Here is a 12,294-nt window from a genome sequence, read left to right as displayed (position 1 = left end):
AACAACCTAACTGTAAAAGCCCTCAAACCACACTGGATCAGAATCTGTGTTCCAGCCAAGAGTTTCAGGCAGCAGACAAAAAACTCAATCAAGTATATCAGCAACTTCAACCAAAACTCAACAGCAAACAAAAGCAGAGATTGATAGTCGCACAGCGCAGTTGGCTCAAGTTTAGAGATGAATCTTGCGATTATGAATCAGGACACTTTGAGGGTGGTAGTGTGGCTCCTTCTATCTACGGTTATTGCAGAGCCAGAGTCACAAAAGAACGTATTAAAGACTTGGAGCGTTATTTAGAACAAGCAAGTTTGTAAAAGCTCGTAGGCGTAAGCCGGGGCGTAGCCATCGCGATCGACAATAATTTACCGATCAAATCATCAATATCACAGCAAACTCATCTTATGCGGTACCAAACCCCCCACCCCAAATTATCTTAAAAGTGATAATAAGCTTTGTTTTTTATTTTATCCTTTGACACGCCAATGGTGTAAGATTTAAAATCTAAAATCTTATATTTAAAATCTCTATGTCCTTCGTTGGCTTGCACATTCACAGCGATTACAGCCTGCTAGACGGGGCATCTCAGCTACAGCAGCTCGCCGAACGGGCGGTGGAATTGGGGATGCCCGCGATCGCCCTTACAGACCACGGAGTGATGTATGGGGCGATCGAGCTAATCAAAGTTTGCCGAAATAAAAATATCAAGCCCATCATTGGCAATGAAATGTACGTCGTCAACGGCGAGATCGAAGTCAAAGTTAGAGGTAGAAGAAAATACCATCAAGTTGTCTTAGCTAAAAATACCCAAGGTTATAAAAACTTAGTAAAGCTTACCACAATTTCCCATTTAAAAGGAATGCCCGAAAGAGGTATTTTTGCCCGTCCTTGCATCAACAAAGAACTCCTCAAACAATACTCCGAAGGTCTCATTGTTACCAGCGCTTGTTTGGGTGGCGAAGTTCCCCAAATGATTCTGCAAAACAAGCTAGATACTGCCCGCGAAGTTGCCAAATGGTATAAAGAAGTATTTGGAGAAGACTATTATATAGAAATTCAAGACCACGGTTCCCAAGAAGACCGCATGGTTAATGTTGAAATCGTCAAAATTGCCCGCGAATTCAATATTAAAATAATTGCCACCAATGATTCTCACTATATTTCCTGCAACGACGTAGAAGCTCACGATGCTTTGTTGTGCATCAACACCAACAAACTGATTGAAGAAGAAAAGCGGATGCGCTACAGCGGCACAGAATATCTGAAGTCTGCTATGGAGATGGCGCAACTATTTCGAGACCATTTGGATGATGAAACGATCGAAGAGGCGATCGAAACCACCCTAGAAGTAGCAAACAAAGTATCAAGATACGATCTAACAGGAGAAGCTCGGATTCCCACAATCCCAATTCCCCCAGAACATACCGCCGATACCTATGTAGAAGAAATATCTTGGCTAGGATTATTAGAAAGACTCAAAGCCCGTACCAGAAATGAAATCCCCCCAGTCTACAAACAAAGACTAGAATATGAGCTAAAAATGATTCAGCAGATGGGTTTCTCTGAATATTTTTTAGTGGTTTGGGACTACATGAAATATGCTAGAGACAACAATATTCCCGTCGGGCCAGGACGTGGTTCTGCGGCAGGTTCTTTAGTTGCTTATGTCCTCAATATTACCAACATAGACCCGGTACACCACGGATTGCTATTCGAGAGATTTCTCAATCCCGAACGCAAATCGATGCCAGATATTGATAGCGATTTCTGCATCGAAAGACGGGACGATATGATTAAATATGTTACAGACAAATATGGTACAGACCGCGTAGCGCAAATTATTACCTTCAACAGGATGACATCAAAAGCTGTTTTGAAAGATGTTGCCAGAGTTTTAGGTATTCCCTACAAAAAAGCCGATGAGATGGCGAAAATGATTCCAGTATCGCGGGGGAAACCGGAAAAACTCAAAGTAATGATTTCCGATGCAACACCGGCACAGGAATTTAAAACCAACTACGAAAATACTATTTGTACTAATGCCGAAACTGGCACCGAAGTCCCAGTGCGTCAGTGGATTGACATGGCAATTCGCATTGAAGGAACTAACAAAACCTATGGTGTTCATGCCGCCGGTGTGGTGATTTCTTCCATCCCCCTTGATGAAATTGTGCCCCTGCAAAAAAATGAAAATGGTGCTGTAATCACCCAATATTTTATGGAAGACTTGGAATTTTTGGGGTTACTCAAAATGGACTTTCTGGGACTCAAAAATTTAACGACTCTCCAAAAAACTGTTGATTATGTTAAGCAAACTCAAGATATAACTATCAATGCTGAAGGCTTACCTTCTGACATAGAACGCAGAGCTCAAGAGACATTTACTAGGAACAACAAGTTACCCGGTGATGTAGCAAAGACTTATCAACTATTAGAAAAAGGAGATTTAGAAGGTATTTTTCAGCTAGAATCTTCTGGGATGCTGGATGTAGTAAAAAAAATCAAACCTTCTTGTCTGGATGATATTTCTTCTATTCTGGCGCTTTATCGTCCCGGCCCGCTGGATGCTGGTTTGATTCCACAATTTATCGATCGCAAACATGGTAGAGAAGTCGTTAAATACGACCATCCGCTGTTAGAACCGATTTTAAAAGAGACTTATGGAACGCTTTGTTTCCAAGAGCAAATTATGCGGATGGCTCAAGATTTGGCGGGCTATTCTTTAGGTCAAGCTGACTTGCTGCGCCGCGCAATGGGCAAGAAGAAGGCTGATGAAATGCAGAAGCAAAAGGAAACATTTATTGATGGCGCAACTAAGAATGGTGTCGCTCAAAGAGTTGCCGAAGAGTTGTTCGGACAGATGCTTCAATTCGCGGAATATTGTTTGAGCTATGACACGAAGATATTGACTATGGAATATGGGCCGATGGCTATTGGTAAAATTGTCGAGGAAGAAATTGAATGTACCGTTTACAGTGTTGATAATAATGGCCATATTTATACACAGCCAATTGCACAGTGGCATCGCCGAGGTCAGCAGGAGGTCTTTGAGTATTGTCTGGAAGATGGCTCGATAATTCGCGCGACAAAAGATCACAAGTTTATGACTTTTGACGGTCAAATGCTACCTATTGACGAAATCTTTGAAAAAGGATTAGACTTAAAACAAATCAACTCTAGCTCACATCTATAAAATGTATATAGACTATAGGAAACTAAAATCAGAACACAAGGAACAAATCATTTTAGCTTTTAACCAAGGCATGGAGTGTCGAGAAATCCCTAACTACCTTGGGGTAAGCGAGAGAGCAGTTTCAAGAGTTTTAAAAGAAGCTGACATTAATACTAAGCGACGAAACCGCTATACTTTAAATGAAAGCTATTTTGATATAATTGACTCTCAAGCTAAAGCCTATTTGTTAGGATTGCTAGCTGCTGATGGCTGCGTTACTCAAACTAATTATGTAGCTTTTGAATCAATTGACAAAGAACTCACAGAAATGCTCAGCATAGAGCTACAATACTCTGGTGAAATTAGAATTGTTCAGCCTCAAAATTATGCTCCTCACTACCGAATAAATTTTTCTTCTGAAAAACTGGCAAGCTCTTTACAGGGCTACGGCATCATAACAGGAAGGACTTTTTCAGAAGTTACCTATTTTCCTAACTCCAAATATTTAGCGTCTTATGTGTTAGGGTACTTTGATGGTGACGGTTGTGCTTATGCAAACAAAGGTAGGAGTGGCGGTTTAGTCTGCATTGTTAGTTCCTTTAAATTTCCCTGCGAACTAACAAGGCACTTAGGCATGGGTTCTGTACAAGAGCATCAATTTAAAAAAGTTTATTATTGGAGAATATTTAGTCGGAAAAATATACAAGCATTCTATGATTTTGTGTATCAGTATCCCAGATTAGGTTTACAACGAAAAAAGACTAAAATTGAAGATATTCTCAGGAGTTACAAACATGGTTAAAATCATTAGTAGAAAATCACTAGGAACTCAAGAAGTATATGACATTGGCGTTGAAAGAGATCATAATTTTACACTAGAAAATAGTCTGGTGGCATCTAATTGCTTTAATAAATCCCATTCAATGGCCTATGCCTATATCACTTATCAAACTGCTTATTTAAAAGCAAATTTTCCTGTTGAATACATGGCTGCACTGCTGACTGCTAACCGAGGCGATCAGGAGAAGGTACAGAGATATATTGCTAATTGTATCAAGCTGAAGATTGATGTTGAGCCACCTGATATTAATGGTTCTGAACTTACTTTCACGCCATTGCCGAGGGAGATGACAAAGGCGGAAAAACATAAGATTTTGTTTGGAATTTCGGCGGTTAAAAATGTGGGTGAGGGGGCTATTGAGAATATTTTGGAGGCGCGCAGGTCAGGGGGTGATTTTAAGTCTTTACCAGATTTGTGCGATCGCGTAAATCTACATTCTGTCAACCGCCGCGCCCTAGAAGCCTTGATTCACTGTGGTGCTTTTGACAAAATCGCACCCAACCGCCAGCAATTAGTAAACGACTTGGAAGGGGTTATGAAATGGGCGCAAGACCGCAAAAAAGACCGAGAAACTGGTCAAGGTAATCTCTTTGACTTGTTAGGAGATACTAGCTTTGGGAAGTCGGCGAATAAGTATGAATCTGCGCCAAAATCAAAAACTGTGAAAGATTTTGACACACAGGAAAAATTGCGTTTAGAAAAAGAATTGCTGGGTTTTTATGTATCAGATCATCCCCTCAAGTTTCTGCTTCAATCTAATCAAGATCCAGATGTTGTGACTCTCGCACAGTTAGCCGAGAAAAAGGGTAAAGTATCGGTTATTGTCATGCTCAACGCTATCAAACTGGTAGTGACGAAAAAAGGCGATGCGATGGCAATTTTGCAATTAGAAGATTTGACACATCAAATCAAAGCTGTTGTGTTTCCGAAGGCTTACGAACAATTAAAACCGCATATTATAGAGAATGCTGTATTACTGATTAGCGGGAAAATTGAGAAGGATGGTGAGGAAATTCAGATAATTGTAGATACTGCAAAGCCTGTAGAAACACCAGAGGTTACAGAGGAAATCGAGATCCCACTACCGGAAACACAAAATTCTTGGGCGGCGCCATCGGAAACACAAAATTCTTGGGTGGCGCCATCGGAAATACAAAATTCTTGGGTGGCGCCATCGGAAACGCAAAATTCTTGGGTGGCGCCATCGGAAACGCAAAATTCTTGGGTGGCGCCATCGGAAATACAAAATTCTTGGGCGAATCAACCGGTCAACTTTGGACGATCGACTAAACCAGTGGAAGTTACAGAAATGGTGATTGTCAAGTTTACACCGCCGCAGGTGCAAGATGTCAAAAACCTCAATTCTCTGAAAGCTATTTTGCAAGAACTTTCCAATCGTGGAGAGGATGCTAGCGTTTCGGTGGGGGGAATCGTTGTCGGTGAATATTGCTGTCAACCTCTTCGCATCAAGCGTCAATTGTGGGTACAAGATGGCGATGGCGCTGTTAGCCGTCTCAAGTCGGCGGGATTTGATGCTTCGGTTTTCCCTCTCGACAGTCGCGGGGATGCTGCAATATTTCGGGAAATGCGATCGCAACTTAAGATATATTCTTGGGCCAATCGCTTGCTTGACGCAGATGTCGATCGCATTTCCCAGTATCTCAGCTATCTCGCCCAACTAAACAAACGCCTGCCAAACTAACATTTGGGCCCCATCCCCACCGGTGACTAAAGTTTGACCGTCAGGACTAAAAGCCACCGGATTGCACCCAACTAGGCTGCACAAACATTCGCCTGTTTGCAAGTTCCAGACTTTAACAGTACCATCTCGACTGCCGCTAGCCATAGTTTCGCGATCGGGACTGATAGCCACCGAAATCACCGCGTCAGAATGGCCGCTCAAAGTCTTAATCAATTCCCCCGTCTGCAAGACACTCTTGCTTTTCGCCCTCATTCTGTGAGGATGCTTTGGCTTTAATCACCGCTTCCCGAAAGCCTAAAACTACTAAAATATTGGCAAGTGTCAAGAATAGTTCCGCAGAACCGTGGAGCCAATCGACATTTGCTAGCGACTCATTGTAGGCAACTTTTGCATAAATTGCTGCGGGAATAGTCACACCCACAAACACGAGAGTGCCGTAAAATCCCATCAGAGCTAAACGAGGAGTTTTTCCAGATTTCGTCAAAAACCAGAGAAAACCCAAGTAGGGAAATAGAGACAGCACAAATAAACTTTCTTTGGAAATCATTAGTATTTGGTGAGCGACCAGATACCATCATAGATTAAAAAATTAAAAATTAATGTGAATAAATTTTAACTTTTTGTGGTGAATTTTTCATGTCTAATTTAACAAAGGAACCCATTTTTGTCGAACTGCTAGAGACTCACCCAAGCCCATAGCTTTTAACCTTCTCCGCAGCAGGTCGCTAGTATTAAAAACCCCTGACCCGCGCGGAGACACAACCCGTAACTCTTCCCCTAACACCGTTATTAGTATAACACATTTTCAACCGTGCCAGTCTGTTAATTGTTACTTTACCCAGCAATCCGAAACTGAGACATTTCCAAAGTTGTCGGTCTGCTAGGTATCAAGCAAGTATCGCTCAAAACCTCTAAATCAGCAAAGCGTTTTCTATCTGTTGCGATAATTTCTTCGAGCTTAGCATCAAAATCAAAACGCGGCCCACAATCCCAAAGTTTGAATTGCCAGTGTCCGCTACATACCGTAATTTGCAGTTGAATAGGAGTTTCTGCGGGCAGATTTTTGTGAGCGTGACGAACTGCATTAGTAAAACCTTCAGCTAAAGCTAGCTGTAATTGGAACCAAACCTCATTGGGGATCGATACATCTTGCAACTGCTCCAACCAGTCCAAAACTTTAGTTAAAGCATTCATATCTGTGTTGACTTGCAGGCTGATGTTTTTCAAAGAACTTTCATTCAGTTCTGCTTCCTGCTCAATGTCATCTTGCCAATCCCACTTCTTTAACAAATTCATTAACCCATCTAAAACGCTAGCCTTTTTTATATTTTGCGATCGCGAGCGACTTTCTACTTCGTAACTTTTGCTCAGCGACAAACAATTTCGACCGTCAAGAGTCCGGGTGTAACTCAGCTCGTCTGCAATCTGCCACATGAGTTTGATGCCTCTGCCGCCTTCTGCCAGTTGATCTATGCTGTTCGACATTGATTTTCCTCGTCTGAAAGTATTAGTTGTACCCATTTTTCACACCCGCCGACACACTTTGTCGTTTTTTATACTTGCTTATTCAGTATAATTTCGGCGTTCATACCAAAATGCTATCTTTTTTGTAGAAGGCATCGCATCAGCAATATGTCTTAAGAGTCTAAGCCAATTGGCTTATTTACCGATCGCCTGTACGGAGAGCGATCGCCCCCGTAGCACAATCCGCCTGCATCCACCAGAAATTACCGAATCACTGCCGGAGCTCATTTACCCCAGCCGTCGCCAGCTACAAAATACAAGGCATTGAGCCACTGCCAACGGTGGCTCGCCGGTAGCCTGCAAAGCCGATTTGAGGTAATCGCTCTCATCCTAAAGGAGTAAGTAATATCCGCAAAGGCGATCGTCCGCCAACCTCACACCGGCGTGCCACGTCAATCGATTTTAGATTTTATAAATTCGGGGGAAGAGAGGATTTTCGATTTTCGATTTGGGATTGATTCCACGGATAAATCACGTGGCGGGTACCACAGGTCGAAATTCGCTTGTCAATCGACTAGACCAAGACTGCTGCAAACAAGGCCGTTTCTGCTAAAAATATTGGATTTGACAGCGAAAAATCTACCAATAAACCCTGTTTTTAGCCCCGCGCGCGTTATTCCAGGAGAAAACTAGGCGATAAAACGCAGTTAGATGAATTACCCGGACTAAGCTTTGCTTGCATCTACATAGTCTGTTATGTTCGAGGAGATTCCGGCAGAGGGGAGAGATCGAGGGAGAAAGTCTGATGAGGAGATGATTTGACAACTAGGTAATAGGTAATTGACATATACAATTTAAACGCGCAACACCTGATGACAAAAATTAAACTGACAATTCTGGCAGCAGTGATTCTGCTACTCCCATTTGGCGCAGCAGTTCCCTTACAAGCTCAAAATCTGCCTCTAATCAAGCGGCTGCTAGCAACAAGAGGATGTCCCGGATGCGACTTATTTGGCGCTTCCTTGAGCCGTGCAGATTTGTTTGGCGCTTCCTTGAGTCGCGCCACTCTCAGCAGGGCCGACTTAGTAGATGCGGATTTGACTGCGGCGGATTTAATGGAAGCTAATTTAAATAACGCCAACATGAGAAATGCCTTTTTAATCGATGCCGACCTCAGCAAAGCCGACATGAGCAGGGCGGACATCAGGGGAGCCAACTTAGAAAATGCCAATCTCAGCGAAAGTTCTCTGCTCGACGCATCTCTTCAGTTGGCCAACTTAAAATGCAGTAATTTGAGCGCAGCTAAACTAAGTCGAAGTGACCTGAGAAATGCCGATTTTTCTGGGGCAAATCTCAGCGGTGCTGACCTCAAAGAAGCTGATTTAAGCGGTGCAAATCTTAGCGGTGCTGACCTCAGAGGGGCCGATTTGAGCGATGCGAGATTGAACAAAGCTAATTTTATAGATGCTAATTTCTGCGGCGCCCGGATGCCGAACCGCAAAATATCTCGGCGAGGTTGTGATGTTAAAAAACAACAACCGATTAGCTCGAACAATTACTGCAATTACTGCCGTGCCGTCAATGACTGGTGGTTAGATATTTTAAGGTTGAATTAATTGGTAAGCCGTTTATAGGTGTCGATCTTTAGGTACGTAGTTGCGCTTCAGCGCTCTTTCATATATATAAGATAAGAGCGCCCAAGCGCAACTACGTACCCTTTTTTATCTTTTTTTACGATCGCACTATGAGCTGACGCACCCTACAATAAAAATTTGCTCACTACCCGCAGATATTCTGCACCGCCGATTTGTGCCGCATTATTGTGTCCTCCATTGGGAACCATGTAAAGCTGTTTGGGTTCGGGTGCTGCATCAAACATTTTTTGGCTCATTTCGGCTGGAACTACAGTGTCAGCAGTCCCGTGAATAAATAGTACCGGCATTTGCAGGCGATCGACTTTTGACAGAGAATCAAACCGCTGCGCCAGCAACAAATCTATCGGAAACGCCCTAAATAGCGGTTTTTGGAAGTCTACCATTGCCCTTACCGAAGTAAAAGAACCCTCCACAATTAACCCCGCAGCCTCCGGGTGCCGCACTGCTAGATCGATCGCAATTGCCCCTCCCAAAGAATGACCGTAAATATAAATTTGATTTGGGTTAATCCCCCGCTGTTTCACCAAATAATCCCAGGCCTGTTCAACATCCTCATAAACCCGAGATTCGCTCGGAAAATCGCCCTGACTTTTTCCATAACCGCGATAATCGATCAGAAATACTGACAAACCTAAGCCATGAAATCGATTAGCGTGTTCGACATTTGCTCCCACATTTGAACCATTACCGTGCAGGTACAAAACTACCCGCCCTAAGTTCCCCTTGTGAAGTGGGGGAACCGGAACCCCCCCTAACCCCCCCTTGTTAAGGGGGGGGACAGGAACAGCCTCTCTGACTCCCCCCCTTAACAAGGGGGGGCTGGGGGGGGTTTGGGATGGTTGAAGTGGAACCACCTCTCTTACTTCCCCCCGAAATTTGCGGGGGTTTTCCGAGGCAGGAATCCACCACCCATGTACGCTTTCCATTTCCAGCGCCGCTGTTTTAGCTGGAATTTGCAGCCAAACATCTTGATATTTCAACTTAAAATCATCTGGCGTAGTTTCGATCGCCCGCGCCGGAAAAAAGATAAACTTACCTTGCGCTACAAATAGCAATACACAAGCAGCAGAATAAGCGATCGCCAAAACTATCCCAAAAGTTATGAGGGATTTAGACAAAACAAATACCAGTAACTTGTTCATAGAAAATAAGACACGCGGGAGATTAGAAATCGGTCAAAAACTAATGACAAATGATTAATTCATATGATTAGCTTTAGATCGATTACTAACTTCCGCAGCAGCGTTCCGCCGAATTTCAAAAATTAATTCAATTCCGGGTGACGCAAGTGCCAATTAGTGGATTGTTCGTAAGCATGAGCCACTTGAAACAGCCGAGATTCTTGCAAAACATTACCAATCAGTTGTATACCCACCGGCAGTCCTTTATCATCAAATCCGCAGGGCAAACTCAAAGCTGGCAAACCAGCAAGATTCACCGGAATAGTCATCAAATCTGACAAATACATACTCAGGGGGTCGTTGAATTTTTCGCCTGCCTTAAAAGCCGTAGTCGGAGCAGTGGGACAGACCAAAACATCAACTTGAGAAAAAGCTTTTTCAAAGTCTTCTTTAATCAAAGTCCGAACTTTTTGAGCTTTGAGATAATAGGCGTCGTAATATCCAGCGGACAACACGTAAGTGCCGATCGCAATCCGGCGTTTAACTTCTGCACCGAACCCTTGAGCGCGAGTTTTGGCATACATATCCAAAAGATTTTCGGGATCGGGCGATCGGAAACCATACTTTACTCCATCATATCTCGCCAAATTCGCCGAAGCTTCCGAGGGAGCAATAATGTAGTAAGTGGGCAAACCGTAGCGGAACCGGGGACAAGAAACGACTTGAATTTCTGCACCCAATTGTTGAAATTGCTCGATCGCCTTTGTCACGGCGTCTTTAACCGCCGAGTCCAACCCGACGCCAAAAGTTTCTTTAATTACACCAATTCTAATCTGACCCTTCGGTCGCAAACTGGGTCTCAAAGCTTGGGCGTAGTCAGGAATTGGGACATTGAGACTCGTCGAATCTTTACTGTCATAACCAGCGACAGCCCCCAACAAAATCGCCGTATCCTCAACAGTCCGGCCAAAGGGCCCGATTTGATCGAGAGAAGAAGCGTAGGCCACCAAACCGTAACGAGAAACCAACCCATAGGTCGGTTTCAGCCCCACCAAACCGCAAAAAGCAGCAGGTTGGCGGATCGAACCTCCAGTATCCGAACCCAAGCTAACGACGCATTCTCCGCCGGCTACCGCTGCGGCAGAACCGCCAGAAGAACCTCCGGGCACGCGCTCCAAGTCCCAAGGATTCGCGGTAACTTGATAGGCCGAAGTTTCCGTCGAGCTCCCCATGGCAAACTCGTCCATATTGGCCTTGCCCAGAATCACCGCACCGGCTGCTTTGAGTTTGGAGACGACGGTTGCATCGTAGGGAGGGACAAAATTTTCCAAAATCCGAGAGGCGCAGGTTGTGGGAATGCCCTCGGTGCACATATTGTCTTTAACGGCGATCGGGATGCCGGCCAACAACCCAATTGCCTCGCCTGCTGCGATTTGGGCATCCACTTTGTGGGCCTGCGCCAATGCGCTGTCTGCTGTCACGCACAGAAAGCTTTTCAATTTCGGCTCTAGCTGGGTAATTCGGTCTAATGCTTCTTGAGTAATTTCCACAGCAGAGCGTTCTTTATTGACCAGTTGTCGGTGCAACTCGCGGATGGATGCCATGCTCGTACCTTTATCATTTCTACTTTCAGCCACTTAGCCAATATAGCTGGCAATTGCACGCACTTACAGCCCTTCTTCAACTGCGTCTCTATGCTTGCATCTGCGGTAAAAAAAGCTACGTATTTGCCGCGACGATCCCCAAGAAGACAATTTCATCCGGAATTCTCCCCAAAACCAAAGATATATGGTAAGAAGTTCCCGATGCCCCGTTGGAGGAATGCCACCTAAAGCTCACTTAGAATCTCACCTGACGGCAGAGGAACTCAAAATTCGCTACCGGCAGGCACAAAACACCACAGAGTCGCGCCGCTGGCACTTGCTACTCTTAGTTTCCCGAAATTGGACTATCAAACAAGCAGCCCAAGTCGTAGGGATTAACTACGACTACGCCAAAGAAATTGTCCAGCGCTACAACCGAGAAGGGCCTAACTCTGTGAGAAACCGCAGCGGAGACCGCCAGCCCCCTCCTGCCAAATCCTTGCTGAGCCCCGAACAGCAAGAAGAACTGCGACAAGCCCTGCAAGGCCCCGCCCCCGACGGCGGAGACTGGACAGGCCCCAAAGTAGCTCGCTGGATTGCTGAAAAGACTGGTAGCGCTCATGTTTGGCCCCAACGCGGCTGGGATTACCTCAAGCGGTTGGGTGTTGATTGGCGGCGCCGCCGCAGAAAGTAGATAGTTCGCAATATTTTAGAGGGGTCGATCGCCATTGGGTGCGATCGCTCCCTTTATTTTGGCAG

General features: G+C 44.5%; 11 protein-coding genes. 6 read left to right on the top strand and 5 right to left on the bottom strand.

The window, feature by feature from the left end; translation table 11 throughout:
• The 4 genes from JGK20_RS31140 to JGK20_RS31125 form a co-directional block, all read left to right on the top strand.
• Positions 1–314 (top strand): lysozyme inhibitor LprI family protein (locus tag JGK20_RS31140; protein WP_293233365.1); only part of this gene is annotated, 314 nt, incomplete at its 5' end.
• Positions 315–526: 212 nt separating this feature from the next.
• Positions 527–3,190, top strand: coding sequence for a DNA polymerase III subunit alpha (locus JGK20_RS31135; RefSeq protein ID WP_293233363.1), 2,664 nt, complete (start codon positions 527–529; stop codon positions 3,188–3,190).
• A 1-nt stretch (position 3,191) separates the two neighbouring features.
• Positions 3,192–3,971 carry an endonuclease gene (locus JGK20_RS31130; protein ID WP_293189643.1) on the top strand — a complete coding sequence of 260 codons (780 nt, stop codon included), beginning with the start codon at positions 3,192–3,194 and terminating at the stop codon, positions 3,969–3,971.
• The gene (locus JGK20_RS31125) at positions 3,964–5,712 is read left to right on the top strand and encodes an OB-fold nucleic acid binding domain-containing protein (RefSeq protein ID WP_293233361.1); all 1,749 of its coding nucleotides are present in this window, start codon (positions 3,964–3,966) and stop codon (positions 5,710–5,712) included. Before JGK20_RS31130 ends, JGK20_RS31125 begins: the two co-directional genes overlap by 8 nt.
• Here JGK20_RS31125 and JGK20_RS31120 read toward each other — a convergent pair.
• The 3 genes from JGK20_RS31120 to JGK20_RS31110 all read right to left on the bottom strand — a co-directional run bounded on the left by JGK20_RS31120 (position 5,689) and on the right by JGK20_RS31110 (position 7,197).
• Positions 5,689–5,925 (bottom strand): hypothetical protein, encoded by a 237-nt coding sequence (locus JGK20_RS31120; protein WP_293174868.1) that lies wholly within the window; start codon positions 5,923–5,925, stop codon positions 5,689–5,691. The genes JGK20_RS31125 and JGK20_RS31120 overlap by 24 nt on opposite strands.
• Positions 5,918–6,259: a DUF3593 domain-containing protein gene (locus JGK20_RS31115; protein WP_293206103.1), complete on the bottom strand. Its 342-nt coding sequence runs from the start codon at positions 6,257–6,259 to the stop codon at positions 5,918–5,920. The genes JGK20_RS31120 and JGK20_RS31115 overlap by 8 nt, the downstream gene beginning before the upstream one ends.
• Positions 6,260–6,546: 287 nt before the next feature.
• Positions 6,547–7,197, bottom strand: a complete 651-nt coding sequence (locus JGK20_RS31110; protein ID WP_293174873.1) for an ATP-binding protein — start codon at positions 7,195–7,197, stop codon at positions 6,547–6,549.
• 851 nt (positions 7,198–8,048) lie between these two features.
• Between JGK20_RS31110 and JGK20_RS31105 the strand changes: the two genes are divergently transcribed.
• On the top strand, positions 8,049–8,792 hold the full coding sequence (locus tag JGK20_RS31105; RefSeq protein WP_293233359.1) for a pentapeptide repeat-containing protein: 744 nt from the start codon (positions 8,049–8,051) through the stop codon (positions 8,790–8,792).
• A 143-nt stretch (positions 8,793–8,935) separates the two neighbouring features.
• Here JGK20_RS31105 and JGK20_RS31100 read toward each other — a convergent pair whose 3' ends face one another.
• Both JGK20_RS31100 and gatA read right to left on the bottom strand, forming a co-directional pair.
• A complete protein-coding gene (locus JGK20_RS31100; protein ID WP_293189637.1) occupies positions 8,936–9,973 on the bottom strand; it encodes an alpha/beta fold hydrolase in 1,038 nt (345 codons plus the stop codon).
• A gap of 122 nt (positions 9,974–10,095) precedes the next feature.
• Positions 10,096–11,556, bottom strand: a complete 1,461-nt coding sequence (gatA, locus tag JGK20_RS31095) for an Asp-tRNA(Asn)/Glu-tRNA(Gln) amidotransferase subunit GatA (protein ID WP_293175005.1) — start codon at positions 11,554–11,556, stop codon at positions 10,096–10,098.
• Between the two features lie 217 nt (positions 11,557–11,773).
• On the opposite strand from gatA, the gene JGK20_RS31090 reads away from it, so the two are divergent.
• On the top strand, positions 11,774–12,229 hold the full coding sequence (locus JGK20_RS31090) for a helix-turn-helix domain-containing protein (protein WP_293175010.1): 456 nt from the start codon (positions 11,774–11,776) through the stop codon (positions 12,227–12,229).
• Positions 12,230–12,294 lie beyond the last annotated feature (65 nt).

The sequence above is a fragment of the Microcoleus sp. PH2017_05_CCC_O_A genome (assembly GCF_020738785.1).
GTDB lineage: Bacteria > Cyanobacteriota > Cyanobacteriia > Cyanobacteriales > Microcoleaceae > Microcoleus.
The sequence above is the reverse complement of the archived record's forward strand: the minus strand, read 5'-3'. Positions and strand labels throughout refer to the sequence as shown.

Excerpts from the sequence above, each read along its gene's own strand:
- JGK20_RS31105 (WP_293233359.1), top strand. The coding sequence starts at position 8,049 with ATGACAAAAATTAAACTGACAATTCTGGCAGCAGTGATTCTGCTACTC.
- JGK20_RS31100 (WP_293189637.1), bottom strand. The coding sequence starts at position 9,973 with ATGAACAAGTTACTGGTATTTGTTTTGTCTAAATCCCTCATAACTTTT.
- JGK20_RS31125 (WP_293233361.1), top strand. The coding sequence starts at position 3,964 with ATGGTTAAAATCATTAGTAGAAAATCACTAGGAACTCAAGAAGTATAT.
- JGK20_RS31130 (WP_293189643.1), top strand. The coding sequence starts at position 3,192 with ATGTATATAGACTATAGGAAACTAAAATCAGAACACAAGGAACAAATC.
- JGK20_RS31110 (WP_293174873.1), bottom strand. The coding sequence starts at position 7,197 with ATGTCGAACAGCATAGATCAACTGGCAGAAGGCGGCAGAGGCATCAAA.
- JGK20_RS31115 (WP_293206103.1), bottom strand. The coding sequence starts at position 6,259 with ATGATTTCCAAAGAAAGTTTATTTGTGCTGTCTCTATTTCCCTACTTG.
- JGK20_RS31135 (WP_293233363.1), top strand. The coding sequence starts at position 527 with ATGTCCTTCGTTGGCTTGCACATTCACAGCGATTACAGCCTGCTAGAC.
- gatA (WP_293175005.1), bottom strand. The coding sequence starts at position 11,556 with ATGGCATCCATCCGCGAGTTGCACCGACAACTGGTCAATAAAGAACGC.
- JGK20_RS31090 (WP_293175010.1), top strand. The coding sequence starts at position 11,774 with ATGCCACCTAAAGCTCACTTAGAATCTCACCTGACGGCAGAGGAACTC.